The sequence below is a fragment of the Agrobacterium tumefaciens genome (assembly GCF_005221325.1).
GTDB lineage: Bacteria > Pseudomonadota > Alphaproteobacteria > Rhizobiales > Rhizobiaceae > Agrobacterium.
In genome coordinates this window covers 1,277,009-1,303,073 of sequence record NZ_CP039888.1, presented here as the reverse complement: position 1 = coordinate 1,303,073, position 26,065 = coordinate 1,277,009, and the positions used below count along the sequence as shown (strand labels likewise).

22 protein-coding genes are annotated in these 26,065 nt (G+C 59.2%); 8 read left to right on the top strand and 14 right to left on the bottom strand.

Features of this window, described 5'->3' with window-relative positions; translation table 11 throughout:
- Window positions 1–63 precede the first annotated feature (63 nt).
- Complete coding sequence (gene gndA / locus CFBP5499_RS06820; RefSeq protein WP_080827334.1) at window positions 64–1,494, top strand: NADP-dependent phosphogluconate dehydrogenase; 1,431 nt, start codon at window positions 64–66, stop codon at window positions 1,492–1,494.
- Between the two features lie 68 nt (window positions 1,495–1,562).
- On the opposite strand, the gene CFBP5499_RS06815 is transcribed toward gndA, so the two are convergent.
- The 3 genes from CFBP5499_RS06815 to CFBP5499_RS06805 all read right to left on the bottom strand — a co-directional run bounded on the left by CFBP5499_RS06815 (window position 1,563) and on the right by CFBP5499_RS06805 (window position 5,711).
- Entirely contained in the window at window positions 1,563–1,886 is a 324-nt protein-coding gene (locus tag CFBP5499_RS06815; RefSeq protein WP_080825081.1) for an RcnB family protein, read from the bottom strand.
- Between the two features lie 192 nt (window positions 1,887–2,078).
- Entirely contained in the window at window positions 2,079–3,110 is a 1,032-nt protein-coding gene (gene mgrA, locus CFBP5499_RS06810) for an L-glyceraldehyde 3-phosphate reductase (RefSeq protein ID WP_080825082.1), read from the bottom strand.
- Between the two features lie 102 nt (window positions 3,111–3,212).
- On the bottom strand, window positions 3,213–5,711 hold the full coding sequence (locus tag CFBP5499_RS06805) for a beta-mannosidase (RefSeq protein WP_175416641.1): 2,499 nt from the start codon (window positions 5,709–5,711) through the stop codon (window positions 3,213–3,215).
- Window positions 5,712–6,198: 487 nt separating this feature from the next.
- Here CFBP5499_RS06805 and CFBP5499_RS06800 point away from each other — a divergent pair, with 487 nt between their 5' ends.
- On the top strand, window positions 6,199–7,251 hold the full coding sequence (locus CFBP5499_RS06800; RefSeq protein WP_173986932.1) for a LacI family transcriptional regulator: 1,053 nt from the start codon (window positions 6,199–6,201) through the stop codon (window positions 7,249–7,251).
- A 55-nt stretch (window positions 7,252–7,306) separates the two neighbouring features.
- Here the strand turns inward: CFBP5499_RS06800 and znuA are convergent, their stop codons facing one another.
- A complete protein-coding gene (gene znuA, locus CFBP5499_RS06795) occupies window positions 7,307–8,296 on the bottom strand; it encodes a zinc ABC transporter substrate-binding protein ZnuA (RefSeq protein WP_080825083.1) in 990 nt (329 codons plus the stop codon).
- Between the two features lie 104 nt (window positions 8,297–8,400).
- On the opposite strand from znuA, the gene znuC reads away from it, so the two are divergent.
- Genes znuC through zur form a run of 3 tightly spaced genes read left to right on the top strand, consistent with a single transcriptional unit; the run spans window position 8,401 to window position 10,566 of the window.
- Entirely contained in the window at window positions 8,401–9,345 is a 945-nt protein-coding gene (gene znuC, locus CFBP5499_RS06790) for a zinc ABC transporter ATP-binding protein ZnuC (RefSeq protein WP_080825084.1), read from the top strand.
- The gene (znuB, locus tag CFBP5499_RS06785; RefSeq protein WP_080825085.1) at window positions 9,338–10,156 is read left to right on the top strand and encodes a zinc ABC transporter permease subunit ZnuB; all 819 of its coding nucleotides are present in this window, start codon (window positions 9,338–9,340) and stop codon (window positions 10,154–10,156) included. The genes znuC and znuB overlap by 8 nt, the downstream gene beginning before the upstream one ends.
- Entirely contained in the window at window positions 10,153–10,566 is a 414-nt protein-coding gene (gene zur / locus CFBP5499_RS06780) for a zinc uptake transcriptional repressor Zur (protein ID WP_080825086.1), read from the top strand. The genes znuB and zur overlap by 4 nt, the downstream gene beginning before the upstream one ends.
- A 38-nt stretch (window positions 10,567–10,604) precedes the next feature.
- Here the strand turns inward: zur and CFBP5499_RS06775 are convergent, their stop codons facing one another.
- A complete protein-coding gene (locus CFBP5499_RS06775; RefSeq protein WP_080827337.1) occupies window positions 10,605–11,138 on the bottom strand; it encodes a gamma carbonic anhydrase family protein in 534 nt (177 codons plus the stop codon).
- A 36-nt stretch (window positions 11,139–11,174) separates the two neighbouring features.
- Window positions 11,175–11,864 carry a fumarylacetoacetate hydrolase family protein gene (locus tag CFBP5499_RS06770; protein ID WP_080825087.1) on the bottom strand — a complete coding sequence of 230 codons (690 nt, stop codon included), beginning with the start codon at window positions 11,862–11,864 and terminating at the stop codon, window positions 11,175–11,177.
- Between the two features lie 138 nt (window positions 11,865–12,002).
- Between CFBP5499_RS06770 and dusA the strand changes: the two genes are divergently transcribed.
- The gene (dusA, locus tag CFBP5499_RS06765) at window positions 12,003–13,013 is read left to right on the top strand and encodes a tRNA dihydrouridine(20/20a) synthase DusA (protein ID WP_080825088.1); all 1,011 of its coding nucleotides are present in this window, start codon (window positions 12,003–12,005) and stop codon (window positions 13,011–13,013) included.
- 6 nt (window positions 13,014–13,019) lie between these two features.
- Here dusA and CFBP5499_RS06760 read toward each other — a convergent pair whose 3' ends face one another.
- Genes CFBP5499_RS06760 through uvrA form a run of 3 tightly spaced genes read right to left on the bottom strand, consistent with a single transcriptional unit; the run spans window position 13,020 to window position 17,389 of the window.
- Window positions 13,020–13,820: a DUF72 domain-containing protein gene (locus CFBP5499_RS06760; protein WP_080825089.1), complete on the bottom strand. Its 801-nt coding sequence runs from the start codon at window positions 13,818–13,820 to the stop codon at window positions 13,020–13,022.
- On the bottom strand, window positions 13,817–14,458 hold the full coding sequence (locus CFBP5499_RS06755; RefSeq protein WP_080825090.1) for a hypothetical protein: 642 nt from the start codon (window positions 14,456–14,458) through the stop codon (window positions 13,817–13,819). The genes CFBP5499_RS06760 and CFBP5499_RS06755 overlap by 4 nt, the downstream gene beginning before the upstream one ends.
- 9 nt (window positions 14,459–14,467) lie before the next feature.
- Entirely contained in the window at window positions 14,468–17,389 is a 2,922-nt protein-coding gene (gene uvrA, locus CFBP5499_RS06750; protein ID WP_080825091.1) for an excinuclease ABC subunit UvrA, read from the bottom strand.
- Window positions 17,390–17,653: 264 nt separating this feature from the next.
- Between uvrA and CFBP5499_RS06745 the strand changes: the two genes are divergently transcribed.
- Window positions 17,654–18,238: a single-stranded DNA-binding protein gene (locus CFBP5499_RS06745; RefSeq protein ID WP_173986923.1), complete on the top strand. Its 585-nt coding sequence runs from the start codon at window positions 17,654–17,656 to the stop codon at window positions 18,236–18,238.
- A 68-nt stretch (window positions 18,239–18,306) separates the two neighbouring features.
- Here the strand turns inward: CFBP5499_RS06745 and CFBP5499_RS06740 are convergent, their stop codons facing one another.
- Window positions 18,307–19,455 carry a CBS domain-containing protein gene (locus CFBP5499_RS06740; RefSeq protein WP_080825092.1) on the bottom strand — a complete coding sequence of 383 codons (1,149 nt, stop codon included), beginning with the start codon at window positions 19,453–19,455 and terminating at the stop codon, window positions 18,307–18,309.
- Between the two features lie 131 nt (window positions 19,456–19,586).
- Window positions 19,587–20,216, bottom strand: coding sequence for a MarC family protein (locus CFBP5499_RS06735; RefSeq protein WP_006316239.1), 630 nt, complete (start codon window positions 20,214–20,216; stop codon window positions 19,587–19,589).
- A gap of 217 nt (window positions 20,217–20,433) precedes the next feature.
- Here CFBP5499_RS06735 and gyrA point away from each other — a divergent pair, with 217 nt between their 5' ends.
- Window positions 20,434–23,226: a DNA gyrase subunit A gene (gene gyrA, locus CFBP5499_RS06730; protein ID WP_080825093.1), complete on the top strand. Its 2,793-nt coding sequence runs from the start codon at window positions 20,434–20,436 to the stop codon at window positions 23,224–23,226.
- Window positions 23,227–23,322: 96 nt separating this feature from the next.
- Here the strand turns inward: gyrA and CFBP5499_RS06725 are convergent, their stop codons facing one another.
- From CFBP5499_RS06725 to CFBP5499_RS06715, 3 genes are all read right to left on the bottom strand, one after another.
- Window positions 23,323–23,583: a hypothetical protein gene (locus CFBP5499_RS06725; protein ID WP_080825094.1), complete on the bottom strand. Its 261-nt coding sequence runs from the start codon at window positions 23,581–23,583 to the stop codon at window positions 23,323–23,325.
- Between the two features lie 83 nt (window positions 23,584–23,666).
- Window positions 23,667–25,166, bottom strand: coding sequence for a D-alanyl-D-alanine carboxypeptidase (locus CFBP5499_RS06720; protein WP_080825095.1), 1,500 nt, complete (start codon window positions 25,164–25,166; stop codon window positions 23,667–23,669).
- 138 nt (window positions 25,167–25,304) lie between these two features.
- Window positions 25,305–26,024: a hypothetical protein gene (locus CFBP5499_RS06715; protein WP_080825096.1), complete on the bottom strand. Its 720-nt coding sequence runs from the start codon at window positions 26,022–26,024 to the stop codon at window positions 25,305–25,307.
- Window positions 26,025–26,065 lie beyond the last annotated feature (41 nt).

Here is a 26,065-nt window from a genome sequence, read left to right as displayed (position 1 = left end):
TTGCCGTTTGGTGATTACAGTGCCACAACACGACCACCAAAAAGCAAGATGGAGGCACATCCCTTGGAACAGGCAGAAATCGGTTTGATCGGTCTCGGCGTCATGGGCTCGAACCTGGCGTTGAACATCGCGGAAAAGGGCAACAAGATTGCCGTATTCAACCGAACCCCTGAAGCGACGAAAAAATTCTACGCCGAGGCGGGTGAATTGCAGGGTCAGTTGATCCCTTGCGAAACCATCGAGGAATTCGTCGCCGCCATTCGTCCTCCGCGCCCGATCATCATCATGATCAAGGCCGGCGATCCGGTCGATCAGCAGATGGAAATCCTGAAACCGCATCTGGCCAATGGCGACATCATGATCGATGCCGGCAACGCCAACTTCCGCGATACGATCCGCCGTTTCGATAATCTGAAGGACAGCGGGCTGACCTTTATCGGCATGGGCGTATCCGGCGGCGAAGAAGGCGCGCGCCACGGACCATCGATCATGGTTGGCGGCACAGAGGATAGCTGGAAGCGCGTCGAGAAAGTGCTGACCTCCATTTCCGCCAAGTATAATGACGATCCGTGCGTGGCATGGCTCGGCAATGACGGTGCAGGCCATTTTGTCAAGACCATCCATAACGGTATCGAATATGCCGACATGCAGATGATCGCCGAAATCTATGGCATCCTGCGTGATGGCCTTGGCATGAGCGCCGTCGAAATCGCCGATGTGTTCGCCGAATGGAACAAGGGTCGCCTGAATTCCTACCTGATCGAGATCACCGAAAAGGTCCTGCGCGCCGCCGATCCGATCACCGGCAAGCCGATGGTCGATCTGATCCTCGACAAGGCCGGCCAGAAGGGCACCGGCAAGTGGTCGGTCATCGAGGCGCAGAACATGGGCGTCGCCGCAACCGCCATCGAGGCGGCCGTGGCTGCCCGTATCCTGTCGTCGCAGAAGGATGAGCGCGAGGCTGCCGAGAAAATCTTCGGCCTGCCGACGCTTGCAGCAGCACCCGCCGACAAAAAGGCGTTTATCGCTGATCTCGAAAGCGCGCTTCTCGCCGCCAAGGTCGGTGCCTATGCGCAGGGCTTCGCCGTCATGTCGGCCGCTTCCAAGGAATTCAACTGGAACCTGCCGATGCCGACGATCGCCCGCATCTGGCGCGCCGGCTGCATCATCCGTTCGGAATTCCTCGATGAGATCACCTCGGCCTTCACCAAGGACCCGCATGTGGCCAACCTCATCGTGACGCCTGCTTTCTCCGGCATCGTCAAGGATACAGATGCGCCGTTGCGCCGCGTGGTTTCCTTCGCCGTCCTGTCTGGCCTGCCGGTTTCGGCGCTGGCTTCGGCGCTCGGCTATTTCGACGCCTATCGCCGTGGCCGCGGCAGCGCCAACCTCATCCAGGCACAGCGCGACTTTTTCGGTGCGCATGGTTTCGAACGTACCGACGGTGTGGACAAGCCGCACGGCCCATGGGGCAGCGGCGCCGACATTTTCTGATCGGCTGAAACGATAAACGACAAAAGGCCCGCGTAAAGCGGGCCTTTTCCATTCGGCTATGGGTTTACTCAGCGAGCGGCGGCAAGGCCGACGATCAGGCCGCTGACGGCGTTGATGAGCAGGAACTGGTTATCGACGCGCACCCAGCGCTGGTCGCGACGCGGCTCGGCAAGGCGGTAACGGCGATAGTCGCGGCGATCGACCGTATGACGGCGTTCGCCCGCAGACAGGCGCTGGCCACGGTCCCAGCGATGCTTTTTGACGATGACCTTCTTGGTGACGTGACGCTCGACGGTGACGCCGCGATGGCGATCGTCGTGGCGGCTTTGAGCCTGGGCCATCGGAGCTGCAAGAACGGTGGCTGCCAGAAGAATGGTGACGAACTTTTTCATGGAAGTTTCCTCTCGTGTTTCGATGAGGAGAACTTACGAATAAACTAATGAACGGAAACTGAATTTAAAATTACATTTATGTAATGGTTATTAACGGTTAGGTTGGGATGTTAATCTTTCAGTTGGAGATTTTAGTTCGATTTTTGAGGTGATCAGACCGCCCGGCGGATACCGGGCAGCCTGTTTCAAATATCAAACACGTTCGGCTGATTTTGCCCAGAGATTGATATCCGCGTCCTTGGCGTAACCGTCGATTTCGGCCAGTTCCTCGGCAGAGAAATCCGCATTGTCGAGTGCCTTCACGCAATCCTCGACCTGTTCGACACGGCTTGCACCGATGAGTGCCGAGGTGATGCGGCCGCCGCGCAGGACCCAGGCAATCGCCATCTGCGCCAGCGTCTGGCCGCGCCGCTCGGCAATCCGGTTAAGCGCGCGGATGTTCTCAACATTGCGCTCGTTGAGAAAGGCAGGGTTCAGCGACTTGCTCTGCGATGCACGGCTGCCTTCCGGCACGCCGCCGAGATATTTCGTGGTCAGCATGCCCTGCGCCAGCGGCGAGAAGACGATGGAGCCGATGCCGAGTTCTTCCAGCGTATCGACAAGACCGTCTTCCTCGATCCAGCGGTTGATCATCGAATAGCTCGGCTGGTGGATGATGCAGGGCGTGCCGAGATCTTTCAGGATCGCGGCGGCCTCACGCGTGCGCTTCGAATTGTAGGAGGAGATGCCGACATACAGCGCCTTGCCGGAGCGCACGATCTGGTCCAGCGCGCCGCAGGTTTCCTCAAGCGGTGTGTTGGGGTCGAAACGGTGGGAGTAGAATATATCGACGTAGTCCAGCCCCATGCGCTTCAGGCTCTGGTCGCAGGACGATATCAGATATTTGCGGCTGCCCCATTCGCCATAGGGGCCGGGCCACATGTTGTAACCGGCCTTGGAGGAGATGATCATCTCATCGCGGTAGCCTCGGAAATCCGTCTTCAGGATTTCGCCGAAGGCGGTTTCGGCGCTGCCGGGCGGCGGGCCGTAATTGTTGGCGAGATCGAAATGGGTGATGCCGAGATCGAAGGCCCGGCGGCAAATGGCCTGTTTGGTCTGGTGCGGCGTATCATTGCCGAAATTGTGCCAGAGCCCCAGCGAAATCGCCGGCAGTTTCAGGCCGGTCTTGCCGCAATGATTGTATTTCATGGATGCGTATCGGTTTTCGGCCGGTTGCCAAACCATGGGTCTTCCTCCACTTGCTGATAACTGGCTGCCGGAGAACCCGGCAACCCTTTGAATAGACGATGGCAGGCGCGTGGCGCCCGTCCTTCTGTTGAGTGATGGTTATGCCTTTATCCGCCTCGTTTCAATGCTGGGATTGGGCGAGGATTGGCAGGTATGAAGATCGAAGATGCGGAAATGCGGCTGAGGGCCGGTTGTCTTCGGGGTGAAGATGATGCGACGCGTTTCGCCGGCGGCAAGATCGAAGAGATTATCCGAATAACGTCCGGGCTGGTCTGCCTCCAGCATGACGAAGAGCGCGAGACCTGCGGCGGTGACATCGATTTCAAACTGGCCGTTTTTCAGCGGACCGACGGAAAATTCCAGCCCGGCCGGCTGAAGCTCCAGCGCCTTGTAGGTGTCGCGCACATGATGGCCTTCGCCGGTCATGCCATTGGAGGCAATGAAGTTCCAGGCAAGGATGGCGCCATCAGGCAGGGCGTCCATGTCGATATCGGTCAGTGTCGCGGCCTTGTCGCTCGTGCATGTGCCATTGGCGGATTTTAGCGGCACGCGGTTGCCGTCCATGGTGAGCGCGACGATATTCATGTCGATCTCGACATCCTCCGCCGTGTCGTTGACCATGGAGAAATTCACCCGGCGTCCATCTTCCGAAGGGATGGCCGAGACCGTGACCGGCTGGAAGAACCGGCGGGCGGCATAATGCAGCGCCTTCCAGCCGCCACCATAATCGAGGCTCGACCATGAGGCCACCGGCCAGGTATCGTTCAGCTGCCAGTAAAGCGTGCCCATGCAATGGGGTTTCAGCGAACGCCAGTAATCCACGGCGGTGCGGATGGCCAGCGCCTGCTGGACCTGGCTGAGGTAAACGAAGTTTTCGAAATCCCTGGGGAAGCGGAAATAGCGGAACATGGTGCCGGCAATCCGCTCATTGCCGCCGACATTCTTCTGGTGCAGCTCGATGACCGGGGAGGCGATGTTCATGTCCTTGTCTTCCGCATAGGTGCGGATGACCGGCATCGACGTGTAGGACTGGAAACCGAATTCTGAGCAGAAACGCGGTTTCACCGAACGATAATTGTCGAAGGATTTGTTCTCGTGCCAGACGGACCAGTAGTGCATGTCACCGGAACCATCCGCATGCCAGGCATCGCCATAATCGAGATAACCCGAGGCGGGGCTCGATGGCCACCAGAGCGCTTCGGGAGAGGCTTTTTTCAGGGCTCTTTTGATGATGCGATTCAAGCGGTCATAAGCCACGAGATAGCGGTCGCGATTATTGCGGGATTCATCGAACCAGGTCAGCGCGCCCACCAGCTCGTTATCACCGCACCAGAGCGCGATGGAAGGGTGAGAGGACAGGCGTTTCACCTGGTAATCGACCTCGTGTTCGACATTGTCGAGGAAGTCCTCGCTGCAGGGATAGAGATTGCAGGCGAACATGAAATCCTGCCAGACCAGAAGGCCGAGACGGTCGCAGAGATCGTAGAACCAGTCTTCCTCATAAAATCCGCCGCCCCAGACGCGGATCATGTTCATATTGGCCTCGACCGCGGAGCAGAGAAGGTCTTCGGTCTTTTGCCGGCTGGTCAGCGAATAGAGCGCGTCGGCCGGAATCCAGTTGGCGCCGCGGCAGAAGATTTCCCGGCCATTGATGCGGAAAGCGAAACGGCTGCCGGCCTCATCCTTGTCCGTCAGCAGTTCGATGGTTCTGAAGCCTATCTGGCGGGTGACGGTTTCGTCAGGCAGTTCCACCGTGAGCGTGTAGAGCGTCTGCTCGCCACTACCGGCCGGCCACCAGAGGTCGGGATTTTCCACGAAGAAGACATGGCGAACCACCGTTTCGCCTGCGCCGACGCCGCAATCCAGCCGCAGCCTTTCATCGCCCAGCGAAAGATAGACCGGCAGGCTTGCCGGTCCCTCGGCAAAGAGCGTGACGGCCACATGCAGCTCGACGCCGCCTTCGGCATGGTGCTGCGAGGTGACGACGTGTTCGATGCGGGCGGTATCCAGCCGTTTCAGCAGGATTTTGCCGTAAAGGCCAAGCGGCGCAATGGCGATGTTCCAGTCCCAGCCGAAATGGCATTGCGGCTTGCGTAGCATGTTACCATTGGCGATCGGCGAGTTGCCTGGGTGATAGGGAATGTAGAAAGGCTGCCGCGCCTGCCGCTCTGCGCCGGCCGTGATGTTGGAGTGGAAGTGGATGCGGATGGTGTTTTCACCCGGCCGCACGGCACGGGAAATATCGGGCCGATAACGGCGGAAGCAATTGTCGGCGCTCAAGATCGGGATGTCGTTGACGAAGACGATGGCGACCGTGTCGAGATAATCGATATCGAGATACCAGCTCGTCTCGGCATCATCAAGGATGAAGGTCCGCTCGATGATCCAGTCCTGCTGTGCGACCCATTGCACGGCCTTCTCATTGGCGCCGTGATAGGGGTCGGGAATGATGCCGGCATTTTTGAGCGCGGAGTGAATATCGCCGGGAATGGAAAGCTCGGTGGCATGGTCTCCTTCCGCCGAGGCCAGGCGCCAGAGCCCGGCCAGATCGATGACGGTTTCGGGCGTGGAGGAAGAAATCATGATCGGACCCTGCATAATAAGAATTCAACGAGACGGCCGGCATAATGATGCAGGCTTGTGTCAGAATCTGGGGAGGATGGATGGGCGCAAAGCGGCCGCGACATGTTTATCCGGCTTTGCGACTTCCTCCCTCCGGCAACGTTACCGTAAAACAATCCTCCCGTCATTCCTTAGAATGGCCTGGAGGTGCCTGAAAAATGCCGGACGTTTACTGAGTAGAATGGAGAAGTCTTATGGAATAATTTTTTTGTATTTTATGTATTTATATTAGATATTTATACCGGATATATAATCTCAATAATCAGGAGTGATGTCCGTCTATATCTGCAATTTCGCGGCTCTGAGGAAGGAGCGGAGGACGGGAAATATTTTCTCGATCTATATCGTTATAGCCGGATTGGCGGATACGTGGAAAAGACCGGCCATGAGACGGAGACCTTTGCCTTTGCAACGGCGCAAAAGCTATCTATGATTATCGTTCGGTAAAGTGTGGCGAAATGACATGAACGATACTGGCAAATCCGGCGGGGGCGACATTCCTGCGACGACGGGCGAGCGCCCGACCCTGAAGACTATCGCTTATATGACGGGCCTTGGCATCACCACCGTCTCGCGCGCATTGAAGGATGCGCCTGATATCGGCGCCGAGACCAAGGAGCGCGTGCGGCTGATCGCCCGGCAGATCGGCTACCAGCCGAACCGCGCCGGCGTGCGCCTTCGCACCGGCAAGACCAATGTCATCGCACTGGTGCTGAGTGTTGATGAAGAGCTGATGGGTTTCACCAGCCAGATGGTGTTCGGCATCACCGAGGTTCTCTCCACCACGCAATATCACCTTGTCGTCACACCCCACATCCATGCCAAGGATTCCATGGTGCCGATCCGTTACATCCTCGAGACCGGCTCGGCGGATGGGGTTATTATTTCCAAGATCGAGCCCAATGATCCGCGCGTGCGTTTCATGACGGAGCGCAACATGCCCTTTGTCACCCATGGGCGCTCGGATATGGGCATCGAACATGCCTTCCACGATTTCGACAATGAGGCCTACGCCTATGAGGCAGTCGAGCGGCTGGCGCAATGCGGGCGAAAGAGGATCGCGGTCATCGTGCCGCCATCGCGCTTTTCGTTCCATGACCACGCCCGCAAGGGTTTCAACCGCGGGATCAGGGATTTCGGGCTTACCGAATTTCCCCTGGACGCCATCACCATCGAAACACCGCTCGAGAAAATACGGGATTTCGGTCGGACGCTGATGCAATCAGAGGATCGGCCCGACGGGATCGTCTCGATTAGCGGCAGCAGCACCATCGCATTGGTGGCAGGTTTCGAAGCAGCCGGTGTGAAGATCGGCGAGGATGTCGATATCGTTTCGAAACAGTCTGCCGAATTCTTGAACTGGATCAAGCCGCAGATCCACACCGTCAATGAGGACATCAAGCTGGCGGGCAGGGAGCTTGCCAAGGCGTTGCTGGCCCGCATCAACGGTGAAGCTGCGGAAACGCTGCAGAGCATCAGCGGGCCAGTCTGGTCTTCGATGGCGCCGAAGCCGTAGGCCAGCTCTCCGGTAAGATTGGCTCAAGGCCGGAATGACGGCGACGGAGTTCGTGTCAGGACAGGCAGTTCTTGAGCGAACCGGCAATGCCGCGCATCAGCTTGAAATAAAGATCGGGGCCGGGCTCCAGTGTCGCCGCTTCCGGATCGAGCGTTGCCGATTTCGCTGCCGTGCCTTCGGTGATGACCGAGACCAGTTTCGGCTCGAATTGCGGTTCGGCGAAAACGCAGGTCGCGCCCAGCTGACGAACCTTCTCCTGCATCTGTTTGACGCGATCCGCACCCGGCAGGGTTTCGGGGCTGACGGTGATCGATCCTGCGGTTTTCACGCCATAACGGTGCTCGAAATATTGATAGGCATCGTGGAAGACGATGAAGGGCTTGTCCTTTACCGGCTTCACCGTCTCAGAGACTTCGGCGTCGAGCGCATCTAGATCATCGATCAGCTTCTTGGTGTTGGCCTGGTAGGTCGCGGCATTGCCGGCATCGGCCGCAATCAGCGCCGTTTCGATCGCCTGGGCCATGGCCTTGGCGTTGGCGGGGTCCAGCCAGAGATGGGTGTCATAGGCGCCGTGCTCGTGCTCCTCGGCATCGGCATGGTCGTGTGCGTGATCATGCGCACCTTCGCCTTCGGTGTGGCCGTCATGCGCCTCGTGGTCTTCTTCGCCATGGTCATGTGCTTCGAACGGGCCGCCTTCGCGGAAGGGCAGTTTCTCGAGACCCTTGGCATCGTCCAGTTCCACCACGGTCGCCTTGCTGGCCAGTGCCTCCAGCGGCTTTTGCAGGAAGACTTCCAGTCCGGGCCCGACCCAGAACACCACATCAGCCTTTTCGAGCTTGCGCGCATTGGAGGGCCGTAGATTATAGGTGTGCGGCGAGGCCGCGCCGTCGACTATCAGCTGTGGTTCGCCCACGCCTTTCATGATGGCTGCAACGAGGGAGTGGACAGGCTTGATCGAGACCACGACATCGGGCGCGGCGGTGGCCCCCGAAGCGGCGGCCGCTATTGCCACCGACGCCATGAGCGGGATCAGGATCGATTTCATGAAATGCACTCCACTTGAACAAGTATAGTTATGTTATTACATTTATTGCGTAACTCTATAACGTATGCAATAGCGGTAGGCAACATCGCCGAACGGACAATCCCATGCTTCACTCAGCCCCTGAGGGCAACAAAATACTGGTTTCCCTTGCCAATGCCGGCGTGCAACGCAACGGCCGCTGGCTGGTGCGCGGCGTGGAGTTTTCCGTCAGCAAAGGCGAGATCGTCACGCTGATCGGCCCGAACGGCTCCGGCAAATCCACTAGCGCGAAAATGGCGATCGGCGTGCTGAAACCGAGCGAAGGCAAGGTCGCGCGCAAGGCCGGTCTGCGCGTTGGTTATGTGCCGCAGAAGCTTTCGGTGGACTGGACCATGCCGCTTTCCGTGCGGCGGCTGATGACGCTGACCGGGCCGCTTGCCGCCCGTGAAATTGATGCGGCACTCAATGCGACAGGCATCGCGCATCTGGCCAATGCCGAGGTGCAGCATCTTTCCGGCGGCGAGTTCCAGCGGGCGCTTCTGGCTCGCGCGATTGCCCGCAAGCCCGATCTGCTGGTTCTCGACGAGCCTGTGCAGGGTGTCGACTTTTCCGGCGAGATCGCGCTTTATGATCTTATCAAAAACATCAGAAATTCAAATAATTGCGGAATTTTGTTAATCTCGCATGACCTGCATGTGGTGATGGCGGAAACCGATACCGTGATCTGCCTGAACGGCCATGTCTGCTGCCGCGGCACGCCGCAGGCGGTGAGCCAGAGCCCGGAATATATGCGGCTGTTCGGCGGCACGGCGGCCAAGGCGCTGGCGGTCTATAGCCACCATCACGATCACACCCATCTGCCGGATGGCCGTGTGCAGCATGCGGATGGAACGGTGACGAACCATTGCCATCCCGAGGATGGGCATCATCACGGGCATGATCATCATCATGACCATGGGCACGACCAGGATGAGCATGGCGAATGCGGCTGCGGCCAAGACCATGACCATGACCATGACCATGGAGACCACGCACCCCACGACCAGCGGCAGGGAGAACGCCATGTTTGACGATTTCTTCATTCGCGCCATGGTCGCCGGCATCGGTGTCGCGCTTACCGCCGGCCCTCTCGGCTGTTTTGTCGTCTGGCGGCGCATGGCCTATTTCGGCGACACCATGGCCCATTCGGCGCTGCTCGGCGTGGCGCTCTCGTTGCTGTTGCAGCTCAACCTCATCGTCAGCGTTTTTCTGGTGGCGTCCGCCGTTTCCATCCTGTTGATTTTCCTGCAGCGGCGGCAGGCGCTTTCTTCCGATGCGCTGCTTGGTATCCTGTCCCATTCGGCGCTGGCGATCGGCCTTGTCATCGTCGCCTTCATGAGCTGGGTGCGCATCGATCTCGTCTCGTTCCTGTTCGGTGATATTCTTGCCGTGACGCGCAGCGATATCGCGCTGATCTGGGGCGGCGGGCTGGTGGTTATCGTCTCGATGGTCTTCCTGTGGCGGTCGTTACTCGCTTCCACCGTCAATACAGAGCTGGCGGAAGCCGAGGGGTTGAACCCGGAACGGGCGAAGCTCATCTTCACGCTGCTGATGGCGCTGGTGATCGCCATTGCAATGAAGGTGGTCGGCATCATGCTCATCACCTCGCTGCTCATCATACCCGCCGCCACCGCGCGGCGTTTTTCCAGCACACCGGAGGTGATGGCAGTCGTGGCCTCTCTGATCGGAGCGGTCGCCGTTGTCGGCGGCCTGTTCGGCTCTCTCACCTATGATACGCCGTCCGGCCCGTCCATCGTGGTTGCTGCGGTGATCCTGTTCGTTATAAGCCTGTTGCCGGCGCCGGGTTTTTCCCGCTCCGCGGATGAAGGAGGCAAGCCATGAATGCGCAGACCCAGCAGAACCTCACCAAGAACCAGTCGCTGGTCATGAACGCCCTCTCAAATGCGCATCAGCCGCTCAGCGCCTATATGATCCTCGACAAGCTGCGCGACGACGGGTTCCGCGCGCCGCTGCAGGTTTACCGGGCGCTGGAAAAACTGGTGGAATTCGGTCTCGTTCACCGGCTGGAAAGCCTCAACGCCTTTGTCGCCTGCACGCATACGCAGGCCGAATGCTGCTCGCAGCACCATGGAACCGTGGCATTCGCCATTTGTGAATCATGCGGGCAGGTGACGGAGTTTCACGATCACGAGATCGATCACCGTCTGGAGCGTTGGGTGAAGGACAGCAAGTTCAAGGCGGAAAAGACCACCATTGAAATCCGCGGCCTCTGCGCTGCCTGCGCGGCATAGCGCCAATTGTAAGGGCGGGCATCGTTGCCCGCCATCGATCATTTTTCGATGATCGCCAACTCCTTCGAAAAACGCTTCCAGTTCTCGACGTATTTTTCCGCAGAACGGCGAATGCCCGCCACGGTTTCTTCATCCAGCGTGCGGATAGCCCGCGCCGGCGATCCGACGATCAGCGAATTATCCGGAAACTCCTTGCCCTCCGTCACCAGCGCGTTGGCGCCGACGAGGCAGTTGCGGCCGATCTTCGCGCCGTTCAAAATCGTCGCGCCCATGCCGATGAGCGAATTGTCGCCGATACTGCAGCCATGCACGATGGCGTGGTGGCCAATGGTGCACATTTCGCCGATAACAGCGGCAAAACCGGGATCGCTGTGCACCATCACGCCTTCCTGAATATTGGTGCCACGGCCGATGCTGATCGGCTCGTTATCGCCGCGCAGCGTCGCACCGAACCAGATGCCGACATCCTCACCGAGTGTGACCGAGCCGATGACATTGGCATCGGGCGCAACCCAGTAGCGATCCGCGGCGGGGGTCTGCGGCACCCTGTCCGCGAGGCGGTAAATCGGCATGGTGGTGTCCTCCCTCTGGATATCCATCGACAGCGATCAGGCGACCGTGACCGATAGCTTTCCGACGCCATCGACGCCACACTCGATGCGATCACCACGTACAATCGGGCCGACGCCGGCCGGCGTGCCGGTCATAATCACGTCGCCGGCGGCAAGGGTGAACAGCTTGGAAAGCTCGGCAATCACTTCCGGCACCTTCCAGATCATCTGGGCGAGATCGCCGGTCTGCTTGCGTTCGCCGTTGACATCGAGCCAGATCGCGCCGGTTGAGGGATGGCCGATTTTATCGGCGGGAACGATGGCCGAAACCGGCGCTGAATATTCAAACGCCTTGGCACCCTCCCAGGAGCGGCCCATTTTCTTCAGCCCGTCCTGCAGGTCGCGGCGGGTCATGTCGATGCCGACGGCGTAACCCCAGACATGGCTCAGCGCCTCTGACGCCGGAATATCCGCGCCGCCGCTCTTTAGCACCACGACACACTCGACCTCGTAATGCACGTTGGAGGACAGTGGCGGGTAGGGGAAATCATTGCCAGCGGGCAGCAGATTGTCCGGGTTCTTCTGGAAATAAAAGGGCGGCTCGCGCGAGGGATCGTGGCCCATCTCGATGGCGTGATCGGCATAATTGCGGCCGACGCAATAGACCCGCCGAACGGGGAATGTGTCTTCCGTGCCCTCGACGGGCAGCAGAACGGGTTTCGGAGCGGGGATGACTGTGGCGGCCATGGGGATTTCCTGTCGTCTCTTGAAGCTGCAAGTCTTGTCCCGCGATTCCGGGGCGATTTCCAGTTCAAAATGCTGTTGCGGGCGAAACTGGCTTTTTGCAGTCCTTTGCTGTAGAAGCCGGCGCAAAGAGGTTTATCCATGTACAGACAAGCGCTTGCCAGCGGCGAAAAAATCTTCGCCGTGGCCCCGATGATCGATTGGACCGATACGAGGTGCAGATTTCTGCATCGGCAACTGTCGAAGCGCGCTCTGCTGTTCACCGAAATGATCGTTGCTGATGCCATCATCCATGGCCAGCGCGAGAAGTTGCTCGGTTACCACCCCCAGGAACATCCCGTTGCGCTGCAGCTTGGTGGATCGGATCCTGCCAAGCTTGCCGAGGCGGTGCGGATTGCCGGTGATTACGGTTATGACGAAATCAACCTCAATGTCGGCTGCCCTTCGGACCGGGTGCAATCCGGCACCTTCGGCGCCTGCCTGATGCGCGAGCCTGAGGTGGTGGCGGACTGTATTTCGGCGATGAAGGCGGTTGCGAGCGTGCCAGTGACGGTGAAATGCCGCATTGGCGTCGATGATCAGGAGCCCGAAACGGTGTTGCCGGATTTTCTGGCGCGGGTCGTGGCGGCCGGTGCGGATGCGGTCTGGGTCCATGCGCGCAAAGCCTGGTTGCAGGGGCTTTCGCCGAAGGAGAACCGGGAGGTGCCGCCGCTTGATTATGATCTCGTCTATCGCATGAAGCGGGAAAATCCTGACGTCTTCATCGGCATCAATGGCGGCATCGCCGATCTCGATCAGGCGGGTGAACACCTGAAACACATGGACGGCGTGATGCTTGGCCGGGCCGCCTATCACAACACCTCAATCCTTGCCGATGTCGATCATCGCATCCATGGCGAGGAAGCCCGCCAATATGACTGGATGGCGCTGCGGAACGCGATGATTGCTTACGCCGCCGATTATATTGCCGCAGGTGGACGTCTCAATCACGTCACCCGCCACATGGTCGGCCTGTTTCAGGGCATGCCGGGCGCGCGCCGTTTCCGGCAAATCCTCTCCAGCGACGCCACCCGGCCGGGTGCGGGGCCGGAGGTGATCGAGGCAGCTTTTGCCGCCATCGATTTCAACCCCGCGAAAGAACTGGCGGGCTGAGAGGGCTCAGACCGCTTTTTGCAGTTCCTGTGCACCCACGGGTGCATTGACCTTGCCGCCGGTAATGAAGAAGGCGAAGACGTCGCGCGGTGTCTTTTCGACCTTCCGATCGGGCGCGATCAGCGGTAGGTCGTTAGGCACGCCGCCCGCCGCATAGGTCTTGACCCGTTTGGCCCAGTCGCTGATCCCGGTCTGCGGATAACAGGTCTTGATATCGTCCTCGCCCTTCTGCAGGCGGCAATAGACGAAATCGGCGGTCACATCCGGCAGCATCGGATAATCGTGATGATCGGCGCAGACGATGGCGACCTTGTGTTTGGCGAGGAGATCGATGAATTCCGGCACCTGGAATGTCTCGTTGCGCACCTCGACCACATGACGCAGGGAAATGCCGTCCTGTTTTTCCGGCAGCAACGCCAGAAAGGCGCCGAAATCATCCGCATCGAATTTCTTCGTGGGAGCGAACTGCCAGAGGATAGGGCCAAGATGGGAGCCGAGTTCCGTCAGCCCCTGCGTCAGGAACTTCGTCATGGATTCACCCGCCTCGGCCAGAACCCTGCGATTGGTGACGAAGCGGCTCGCCTTTAGCGAAAAGATGAAATCCTCGGGCACTTCGGAGGCCCATTTGGCGAAGGTTTCCGGCTTCTGGCTGCTGTAATAGGTGCCGTTCACCTCGATTGCCGTCAATTGCCGGCTGGCATGTTCCAGCTGGCGCTTCTTCGGCAGTTTTTCCGGATAAAACGTGCCTTCCCAGGGTTCAAAAGTCCAGCCGCCGATACCGGTGCGGATCGTTCCCGACATATTCATCTCTGATCTCCTTCTTTACCGGCTCGATCTGATGACTGCAACTCGTGCGAATTGATACGCGTTTCTTCTTGAAATTTTTCGAATGTAAAACGCGGGTATTTCTCTACCCATTTTGCTCGTTGCATTTCACGCGCGGAAATATCTGAGATGCAATATATCTTGCTCAATTCAAACATTATTTCATTCTTCTCACGCTCCACTTTTATGAGAGCGCCCAAATGGTGGTTTTCCAAATCTGCTGTTCCCATCGCGGTATACCGATGGATGGGGACTGGCGTCAGATTGCACCATCGATCAGACACTAATAGATGCAGTTCCCAATGGAATTCATCTAAATGCCACCACAGATTTTTATATGATTCAAATTTCCTGTCGTTAATTCGGCTAGCATGTTCAACTTCAATGCAGACTACCGACATAACGTCTGTATCGATGAACCAAAGGTCAGGAATAATACCCTCTTTCCAAACCTCTCCTATTTTTAGGAAGTCCTCCCAAGAGGTTGGTTCTGACGCGTCACCCCATCCTTCTTCATCCCATTGAAGTTGCTGGATCGCTTTTCGGAATCCAGGGCGGTTGGCGGCTCGATATGATTGTTGAAGTAGCGTTATTGCCGTCTCGTGTATTGATCCAACCAATTTGCCCTCCTACTCCGCAGCCTCGCGTTTCCCGGCCGGCCGGCGTTCCAGAAGTTCCTTGAGGAAATGACCGGTGTAGGAGCGCTCGACCTTGACGATGTCTTCCGGTGTGCCGGTCGCCACCACTTCGCCGCCGCCCGTGCCGCCTTCGGGGCCGATGTCAATGATCCAGTCGGCCGTCTTGATGACTTCGAGATTGTGTTCGATCACCACGACGGAATTGCCCTGGTCCACCAGTGCCTGCAGCATTTCCAGCAGCTTGTTGACGTCGTGGAAGTGAAGGCCGGTCGTCGGCTCGTCGAGAATGTAAAGCGTGCGGCCCGTCGAGCGTTTTGACAGTTCCTTGGCAAGCTTGACGCGTTGCGCCTCGCCGCCGGATAGCGTGTTGGCCTGCTGGCCGACCTTGATGTAACCGAGGCCGACATCGAACAGCGATTGCAGCTTGTCACGCACTGCTGGCACAGCGGCGAAGAATTCCACGCCTTCTTCAACCGTCATATCCAGTACGTCGGCGATGGATTTGCCCTTGAAGGTGACATCCAGCGTCTCGCGATTATAGCGCTTGCCGTGGCAGACATCGCAGGTGACGTAGACGTCGGGCAGGAAGTGCATCTCAATCTTGATGACGCCGTCGCCCTGGCAGGCCTCGCAGCGGCCGCCCTTGACGTTAAAGGAGAAACGGCCCGGCGCATAACCGCGCGCCTTGGCTTCCGGCAGGCCGGCGAACCAGTCACGGATTGGCGTAAAGGCGCCGGTATAGGTGGCGGGGTTGGAGCGCGGCGTGCGGCCGATCGGCGACTGATCGATATCGATCACCTTGTCGATGAATTCGAAACCGTCGATGCGGTCGTGCTCGGCCGGAATTTCGCGCGCGCCCATCACCCGGCGCGCCGCCGACTTATAAAGCGTCTCGATCAGGAAGGTGGACTTGCCGCCGCCTGACACGCCGGTTACGGCGGTGAAGACGCCAAGCGGTACAGCTGCGGTGACATTCTGGAGATTGTTGCCGCGTGCACCAAAAACCTTGATTTCGCGACCCTTCTTGGGCTTGCGGCGCTCGGCGGGCACGGCAACGCCGAGTTCGCCCGAGAGATATTTGCCGGTCAGAGATTGCGGGCTGGCCATCACCTCCTGCGGCGTGCCTTCGGCGATGACCTGACCGCCGTGAATGCCGGCGGCCGGGCCGATATCGACCACATAATCCGCCGTCAGAATGGCGTCCTCGTCATGTTCGACAACGATGACGGTATTGCCGATATCGCGCAGATGTTTCAGCGTCTCGAGCAGGCGGGCATTGTCACGCTGGTGCAGGCCGATCGACGGCTCGTCCAGAACGTAGAGCACGCCAGTCAGACCCGAGCCGATCTGCGAGGCAAGCCGGATGCGCTGGCTTTCGCCGCCGGAAAGTGTGCCGGAATTGCGCGACAGGCTGAGATAATCCAGCCCGACGTCGTTGAGGAATCGCAGGCGTTCGCGGATTTCCTTGAGGATGCGGACCGCAATCTCGTTCTGCTTGGCGTTGAGATTTTCCGGCAGCACCTCAAACCAGTCGCGTGCCTTGCGGATTGACATCTGGGTGACTTCGCCGATGTGCAGCTTGTTGATCTTGACGGCGAGCGCTTCCGGCTTCAGGCGATAACCGGCGCAGGCCGGGCAGGGGGCTGCCGACATGTAACGCTCGATTTCCTCGCGCGCCCAGGCGCTGTCGGTCTCTTTCCAGCGACGCTCAAGATTGGGAACGATGCCTTCGAAATTCTTCACCGTCTTGTAGGAGCGGGCGCCGTCCTGATAGTTGAATTCGATCTTGTCATCGGTGCCCTGAAGAATGGCGTGCTGCGCCTCCTTCGAAAGATCCGACCATTTGCTCGACAGCTTGAAACCGAAGGCCTTGCCGAGCGCTTCCAGCGTCTGGTTGTAATAAGGTGAGGAAGACTTTGCCCAAGGGGCGATCGCGCCGTCGCGCAGCGTGCGGGCAGGCTCTGGAACGATCAGGTTTTCATCCACCTTCTGCTGCGAACCGAGGCCATCGCAGCTCGGGCAGGCGCCGAAGGGATTGTTGAAGGAGAAAAGCCGCGGCTCGATTTCCGGGATGGTAAAGCCGGAAACGGGGCAGGCGAATTTTTCCGAAAACAGCACACGCTCATGGGTCTCGTTGAGCGATTTATTGGCGGAACCCCCGGCGGCGGTTTCTTCCGGTGGCAGCGGCTTGTCGGCGAATTCGGCGATTGCCAGCCCGTCGGCGAGCTTGAGGCAGGTCTCCAGACTGTCGGCAAGACGCGCTGCCATATCCGGGCGCACAACGGCACGGTCGACCACTACGTCGATATCGTGTTTGTATTTCTTGTCGAGGGCAGGCACGTCGGCGATTTCATAGAACTGGCCATCCACCTTGACGCGCTGGAAGCCCTTTTTCATCAGCTCCGCCAGTTCCTTCTTGTACTCGCCTTTGCGGCCCCGCACGATCGGCGCGAGGATGTAAAGACGCGTACCTTCTTCGAAAGCGAGGATGCGGTCCACCATCTGGCTGACCGTCTGGCTTTCGATCGGCAGGCCGGTGGCAGGCGAATAGGGCACACCGACACGCGCGAACAGGAGGCGCATATAGTCATAAATCTCGGTGACCGTGCCAACCGTGGAGCGCGGATTGCGCGAGGTGGTCTTCTGCTCGATGGAAATAGCCGGTGATAGGCCGTCGATCTGGTCGACATCCGGCTTCTGCATCATTTCCAGGAACTGGCGCGCATAGGCCGACAGGCTTTCGACATAACGGCGCTGTCCCTCGGCATAGATCGTGTCGAAGGCAAGCGACGACTTGCCCGAGCCGGAAAGCCCGGTCATGACGATCAGCTTGTTGCGCGGCAGATCCAGATCGATGCCCTTGAGATTGTGCTCGCGGGCGCCACGGATGGAAATCGTCTTCAGTTCACTCATGACAAGGCTCGGACAAAAATAACACACTTGATGACAGCGCGTCCTTATGTAGTGACGCAGCCGAAGGTGTCGAGGTCTATTTCCTATCGGTCGCAGCTTTTCGGAATGCTTGACTCGAAATCTGCGATTTAATAGAACAAAAAAGGAACGAATTGCAAGCGCGAATGTCTGCTCCCACAGCTTAAGATTATTCTTTGTGGATAGTTCCCTGCCTGCGGTGCCCTTTGCCGGCGGCGGCGGTTATTGTGTGCGGGATTTTTTGAAATGCAATTGCCGGTCATGAAGGCTGGCGGACAGGATGACGAGATGGCTGGTAGCGTAAACAAGGTAATTCTGATCGGAAACGTCGGCGCAGATCCCGAAATCCGCCGGACGCAGGATGGCCGCCCCATCGCCAACCTGCGTATCGCCACCTCGGAGACCTGGCGCGACCGCAACAGCGGCGAGCGCAAGGAAAAGACCGAATGGCACACCGTCGTGGTTTTCAACGAGGGCCTGTGCAAGGTCGTGGAGCAATATGTCAAAAAGGGCGCCAAGCTCTATATTGAGGGCCAGCTGCAGACGCGCAAATGGCAGGACCAGACCGGCAACGACCGCTACTCCACCGAAATCGTGCTGCAGGGCTTCAACTCCACGCTGACGATGCTCGATGGTCGTGGTGAAGGTGGCGGTGGTGGCCGCAGCGGCGGCGGCGATTTCGGCGGTGGCAATGATTATGGTAGCGGCGGCGGCTCCGGTTACGGCGGCGGTTATGACCAGCAATCCTCGCCGCGCGGCGGCTCTTCCCGTGGCGGCGGCCAGCCTTCAGGCGGCTTCTCCAACGATATGGACGACGATATTCCGTTCTGAGCGGAAGCTCGCAAATGATGAAAGGCGGGCGTAGCGTAGCTGCTGCCCGCCTTTAATGTTTCAGCGGCTCAGGCCGCGACCTTGTCCGCCAGCATCGCGACCATGACATCGGATTGCGACACGATGCCCACCAGCTTGCCCCTGGCGTCGATGACCGGCAGGTAATGCAGACCTTCCTCCGCGAAACGGATGATGGCTTCCTCGATCGGGGTTTCCGGCTGCACGGTTTTCACCGGCGAGGTCATGATGTCCTTGACGGTATCGTTGGGGGCGCTTGCACCTGACAGAATGAGGCGCAGCCGCTGCAGGAAGCCGATGGAGGGGCGCCCGTTTCTCCAGCTTGCCTTTTCCAGAAAATCCGTCTGGGTGACGATGCCGACGATTTCGGCCTTGTCGTTGGTGACGGGCAACGCCTTGAAATGATGGCTGTGCATCAGCGCATGCGCATGGCGCAGGCTGTCATCCGGGGCGACACCGACCACATCCCGTGACATGACGCTCCCGCAATCGAGATGCAGCGCGCGGCGCCGGTAGGAACGCAATTCGGTCTTGCGCAGGATGGTTTCGAGCTCGTCCCGGTCGATATCGAGGACCTCGTCATATTCCTTCAGCACCTCATCGAGATCGGTCGAGGAGAAGCCAATTTTCTGAATGGGGGTGGGATCGGTCGTGCCGTGGGCGGCCTTTCCAAGCTTCAGGCCATGGGGATAAGCGCGGCCGGTGGCATTGTTATAGACGAGGGCCAAAGCGAGAAGGATCAGCGAGTTTCCGGCGACCGGCCAGAGCAGAAAGCCATAACCGAGACTGTGGACGGCGGGACCGCCGAGAACGGCCGTCAGCGCAACAGCACCGCTTGGCGGATGCAGGCAGCGCAGCGCCATCATGGCGGCTATGGCAAGGCCGATGGCGAGCGCGCTGGCGAGGAATGGGTCCGGCACCAGCAGCGCCACGGTTACCCCCACGAAAGCCGATACAAGATTGCCACACAGGATCGACCACGGTTGCGCCAGCGGGCTGGAGGGCACGGCAAATAAAAGCACGGCCGAAGCGCCCATCGGCGCGATCATGGCGGGCAGGGTGGGGTCGAAACGCAGAGCCAGACTGCCCAGAAGGCCGGTCAGCAGAATGCCGACAAAGGCACCGGTTGCGGAGCGCAGCCTTTCCCTGTTGCTGACAGGGGCGGCATCCGGGATGAGGCGGCGCAGCATGGAACGCATGAAGAAAACTTTCGAATCCGGAAAAGATGCGCGTCTTTTAGCCGAAACAGCCGCCGGATTTAAAGGATGGATTTTCCTGACTTATAGCCGGATGCGGGATTTTGTTGCGCAGATATGCGATCACGCCGAGATCAGAAATCGAAGGCCGACTTTATGCCATCGACCACGAATTGCACCGAGAGTGCTGCCAGCAGCACGCCGAGCAACCGGGTAAGGATCGCACGGCCGGTATTGCCGAGAAAACGGTCCATGCGTTCCGAGACGATCAGTGCGGCGTAGACGAGAGCCATGGCGAAAGCGAGGATGAGGATGAGCACCACCATCTCGACGGTGGTTTTCATCGAGCCGGCAAGGAGCACTGTCGCGGAAATGGCGCCCGGTCCGGCGATCAGCGGCAGAGCCAGCGGAAAGACCGCCAGATTGTGCAGGTGGTCCTTGGTGATGGCTATTTCCGAGGTCTTTTCCTTACGCTCCTGGCGTTTCTCGAAAATCATCTCGAAGGAAATCCAGAAGAGCAGAAGGCCGCCGGCGATGCGGAAGGCACCGAGCGAAATGCCGAGCAGGTTGAGAATGGCAAGGCCGAACAGCGCGAAGACGGCGAGAATGCCGAAGGCGATGATGGAGCCGCGCAATGCCACCTGGCTGCGCTGGTCGCGCGTCATGCCGACGGTGAGCGCCAGGAAAACGGGCGCGAGACCCGGCGGATCGAGCGTGACCAGAAGTGTGGTGAGCGCGTTGATGAGGGTTTCGCTGCTGGCCATTCTTTCCCCGCTTATTGCCTTTTTGCGGATGAGCCTACGCAAGTCGTGGCTGCTTTGAAAGGGAGCAGACCCGCTTTTGCCGGGCTAAAGCGTGAAAAGCGGCGTTCGTCTTGCAAATGACGCAAAAGCCTGTTCAAAACTCGCCGGGAAATTGGCTTAACGTTGCTGTTTCCGCTATAAAAATCCATCCGATTCTTAACAGAGAATGTGATCCGTTTTGACTGACCAGAGCCCCCCCGGCGGCGGAAAACTTCCGCCAGGCATTGAACCGATCTCCATCATGGAGGAAATGCAGCGGTCGTATCTCGATTACGCCATGAGCGTCATCGTGTCCCGCGCGCTTCCCGATGTGCGAGACGGCCTAAAGCCGGTTCATCGCCGTATCCTCTACGGCATGTCCGAACTCGGTATCGACTGGAACAAGAAATACGTCAAATGCGCCCGCGTTACCGGTGATGTGATGGGTAAATTCCATCCGCACGGCAATGCGGCGATCTATGATGCGCTGGCGCGTATGGCGCAGGACTGGTCGCTGCGCCTGCCGCTGATCGACGGGCAGGGCAATTTCGGCTCCATCGACGGCGATCCGCCGGCGGCCGAACGCTATACCGAATGCCGTCTTGAGAAGGCAGCCCATTCGCTGCTCGACGATCTCGACAAGGAAACCGTCGATTTTCGCGACAACTATGACGGCACGCTACAGGAGCCAGTCGTCATTCCGGCCAAGTTCCCGAACCTGCTGGTAAACGGGGCAGGTGGCATTGCGGTCGGCATGGCCACCAATATTCCGCCGCACAATCTGTCCGAGGTCATCGACGGCTGTATCGCGCTGATCGAGAATCCCGCGATCGAACTGCCTGAAATGATGCAGATCATTCCCGGACCGGATTTTCCGACGGGCGCGCTCATCATGGGCCGTTCGGGTATCCGCTCGGCTTATGAGACCGGCCGTGGATCTGTGATCATGCGCGGCGTCGCAACCATCGAGCCGATGCGCGGAGACCGCGAGCAGATCATTATCACCGAAGTTCCCTATCAGGTGAACAAGGCCTCGATGATCGAGAAGATGGCCGAGCTGGTCAAGGAAAAGCGCATCGAGGGCATTTCCGACCTGCGCGACGAATCCGACCGTCAAGGTTACCGCGTCGTCGTCGAGCTGAAGCGCGATGCCAATGCCGAAGTCATCCTGAACCAGCTTTATCGCTACACGCCGCTGCAGACCTCCTTCGGCTGCAACATGGTGGCGCTGAACGGCGGCAAGCCGGAGCAGATGGTGCTGCTGGACATGCTGCGCGCTTTCGTCTCCTTCCGCGAGGAAGTCGTCAGCCGCCGCACCAAGTACCTGCTGCGCAAGGCACGCGACCGCGCGCATGTGTTGGTCGGTCTGGCGATTTCGGTCGCGAACATTGACGAGGTCATTCGGGTCATCCGTCATGCGCCCGATCCGGCTTCGGCCCGCGAGGAGCTGATGACGCGGCGCTGGCCGGCGCAGGATGTGGAAAGCCTGATCCGTCTCATCGACGATCCGCGCCACCGCATCAACGAAGACGGCACCTACAATCTTTCCGAAGAGCAGGCGCGCGCCATTCTAGAATTGCGCCTTGCCCGTCTGACCGCGCTTGGCCGCGATGAAATCGGCGACGAGCTGAACAAGATCGGCGCCGAGATCAGCGAGTATCTCGAAATCCTGTCGTCGCGCCTGCGCATCCAGCAGATCGTCAAGGACGAGCTTATCGCGGTCCGTGACGAGTTCGGCACGCCGCGCCGGTCGCAGATCGTCGAGGGCGGTCCTGACATGGACGATGAAGACCTCATCGCCCGCGAGGACATGGTCGTCACCGTTTCGCATCTCGGTTACATCAAGCGCGTGCCGCTGACCACCTATCGGGCACAGCGCCGCGGCGGCAAGGGCCGTTCCGGCATGGCGACGCGCGACGAGGATTTCGTCAATCGTCTCTTCGTTGCCAATACCCATACGCCTGTGCTGTTCTTCTCCTCGCGCGGCATCGTCTACAAGGAAAAGGTCTGGCGCCTGCCGATCGGTACGCCGCAATCCAAGGGCAAGGCCCTCATCAACATGCTGCCGCTTGAGCCCGGCGAGCGCATCACCACCATCATGCCGTTGCCCGAGGACGAGACGACCTGGGAAACGCTCGATGTGATGTTCTCGACGACGCGCGGCACAGTTCGCCGCAACAAGCTCGGCGATTTTGTTCAGGTCAACCGCAATGGCAAGATCGCCATGAAGCTGGACGAGGAGGGCGATGAAATCCTCTCCGTCGAAACCTGTACCGATCGTGACGACGTGTTGCTGACGACCGCGCTTGGCCAGTGCATCCGCTTCCCCGTGGATGATGTACGTGTCTTTGCCGGCCGTAACTCCGTCGGTGTGCGCGGCATCAACATGGCCGAAGGCGACCGCATCATCTCCATGACCATTGTCGGCCATGTGGAAGCTGAACCATGGGAGCGTGCAGCTTACCTCAAGCGCTCGGCCACCGAGCGCCGCGCCGCAGGCGTCGATGAAGACGATATCGCACTCGTCGGTGAGGAAGTGACGGAAGAGGGTGAACTCAGCGAAGAGCGTTATCAGGAGCTGAAGGCACGCGAAGAATTCGTGCTGACGGTTTCCGTGAAGGGCTACGGCAAGCGTTCGTCCTCTTACGACTTCCGCACCTCGGGCCGTGGCGGCAAGGGCATTCGCGCCACCGATACCTCAAAGACCAACGAAATCGGCGAACTCGTCGCTGCCTTCCCCGTGGACGAAGGCGACCAGATCATGCTGGTTTCCGATGGCGGCCAGCTTATCCGCGTGCCGGTCAACGGCATCCGCATCGCCAGCCGTGCCACCAAGGGCGTCACGATCTTCTCTACCGCCAAGGACGAGAAAGTGGTTTCCGTGGAGCGCATCAACGAGCCTGAAGGCGACGATGAGGCGGAAAACGGTAATGGCGAAGAGGCAGATGATAATCTGCCGGATGCACCTGGAACACCGGAGAGCGAGGCGTAAGCCGCCTCGTTTCTGCTTCGTCTATCAACGGAAAACCCCGCGGCGTTCAGGCTCCGCGGGGTTTTTCTTTGGGTCTTTCTTACTGCGTGCGTTTCGTTACCGGATGCGGATATGGATCGGTGCACGGCCCGAGCGGCGGGCGACATGAAGGTGGACGCGGGCTTCCGGCTGATTGGCGCGCCAGGCACGCGCGCCGTGCGACAGAAGCAGCGCCACGAGATCACGCGTCTTTGCCTTGGAACGATTGAGACCGAGATCGGCGATACGCATCGCCGCCTCGTGAATGGGATGCAGAACCGACAGGCTGCCTTGCCCGTTGCCAGACGCAATGTCCGAATAATTCTCGTTGACTGCCATCTTGGAAAGCCTCGCTACTCATTACACAATTCGAGGAGACAGGCGATGTTTCGACAATGAAGCACCGCCTGCGGAAACATCAGTTACTGGAGTGACGCCCAGCAGCTGACGCCTTTCTTTTTCAATGCGTTGCATGCATTTACCGCAGCGTTCTGGCCGTCAAAGCCGCCGAAACGGGCACGGTAGATCTGGGAGCCGTCCTTACTGAAGGCGACCGTGAAGGGTTTTGCAGAGCGCAGTGCCACGCCGCCTTTTTCCTGCGCGTTCTGCAGCAAGCCGCGGGCAGAGTTTTCGTCCGGCGATGCGCCGATCTGGATTACCCAGCCACCCTGCGGCGCCTCTGCCCTGGCGGAGACGGAAGGGGCGGCGGATGCGGACGCTGCCGTGGATGCCGTAACGATGTTGTCCACCTTGGTCGAGTTGGTGATCAGATTGCGATCGGGAGCGACCGGTGCGCGCACAATCGGATCCTTGCCCTTCTGCCAGGTGGCGGCTTCCATGGCCTTGACGGCGGCATTGGAAGAGGAGCCAGCAAAGGCTGTGACCGGCGCTTCTTCGTAACGGGCCTGCGGCACCGGTCCGGCGTTGGGCAGGCCGGCATCGGTTGCTGCGACGGCCACGGACGGAGAAGGAACGGCTGCCGCCACGGTAACGGGTTCTTCGACCGGGGCAGAACGCGTCTGTGCGATCAGGTTGCTGTTGCCGCCGCGCGATGCCTGGGGCAGGTAGGTTGCGACGAGCTTCCGCATGGTGGCGTCACGGGCAGCGCTCGAGCGTCCGCCGAGAACGACGGCAACGATGGAGCGGCCATCGAGCTGGGCGGATGTCGCGAGATTGCTGCCGGCTGCGCGGGTGTAACCGGTCTTGATGCCATCCACGCCCTTCACGGTTCCGACGAGGCGATTGTGGTTGCCGATCACCTGCTTGCCGAAATTGAAGGTCCGGGTGGAGAAATAGCCGTAATATTGCGGGAAATGCTGGCGGAGCGCGATGCCAAGACGAGCCTGGTCGCGTGCCGTCGTCATCTGCGCCGTGTTGGGCAGGCCGTTGGCGTTACGATAGGTCGTGCGCGTCATGCCGAGCGCGCGGGCTTTCGCCGTCATCATCCGGGCAAAACGGTCTTCCGAGCCGCCGAGATGTTCGCCGAGTGCGGTCGCCATATCGTTTGCGGACCGGGTAACGAGGGCAAGGATCGCCTGCTCAACCGTAACGCTTCCGCCGGCGCGCACGCCGAGCTTGGAAGGCGGCTCCTTGGCGGCATTGGCCGAAACGGGCACCTTGGAATCAAGGGAGATTCGTCCGCTGTTGAGCGCCTCGAATGTCAGATAAAGCGTCATCATCTTCGTCAGCGATGCCGGATAACGCAGGCCATCAGGATCCTCGCCATAGAGGACCTTGCCGGACTTTGCGTCGATGACGATACCCGCATATTTCGGGTCGGCCTTTGCGGTCTGAACGGATGTTGCGGTTATGAACGCCGCAGCAAGGGTTAACGCAATAAACCTCACGAAAGACGTTGCACCCGCTTTGCGCGAATGTGCTCCAGATAGACTTTTCAACACTGCTGAACTCTTCAATCGCATATTTCTGTTCCGCTCGGACACGCCCCGCCCGATGCTCCGGGAAGAAACTTTATCGGGATGGCGTTACCAAGTGGTTTATGAAAGGTATCCGCCTTCCATAAAATGCGACTTTTCGCGCGCAATCTGTGCCGTGCCGTGTCACGGATTTCCGTCTTTTACGAGGCGGTGCGCAACATAGGTTTTCACATCCGCATCAAGCTTTTGCCATTGCGGCAGCAGATTGGCGGAGAATCGATAGAACAGGCTGAGGTCCTGGCCGATATGAATATCCCTCTGGCAGTCACTGCCCGTTGCGTCCTGCGGTGCCTGCGGCAGGAGGCAGCGCGCCACGAAGGTATCGCTGTTTTCACGTTCGCCGGTCACGATGACTTCCTTGCCATAGCCGGAATCGGCGCGCAGACGATGCAGCAGGAGGCCGTGTTTCAGCGGCACCGGCTCTCCTTCGGTCAGCCGTGAATAGATCGGCCCGAAACGGCCGGACATATCTTCGGACATGGTGCTTTGCGAGAGCTGGACGAAGATCAGCCCCGCCGCCTGGGTCGGATCGTCGAAGATCGCGCGATTCGCCTCCTCATATCCTTTGAGGTCAGGCCAAGTGAGGTAGAGATCGACCCGTTCGCTTTCGCCGCCCTGTCTCTCTAAAGGCGTTCGCAGCGTGTTCTTGGCGAGTTTCAGCCGATCGTTGCCGATGGTGATCTCCACCTCGTCGGTATCGGTCACATGTCCCGCCTTGAGGATCCGTTCGCCATACCATTTGATGCCGACATTGAGGCCGGCGAGGAGGATGAGAAGAATTCCGGCAAGGATGGCTGCGCGGCGTACGAGAGACGATGAAAGCAGGGGTCTTTGGTCGTGCATGGGCTTCCATATTCGTTCCGGCCGCCGGATGATTTTCCAGA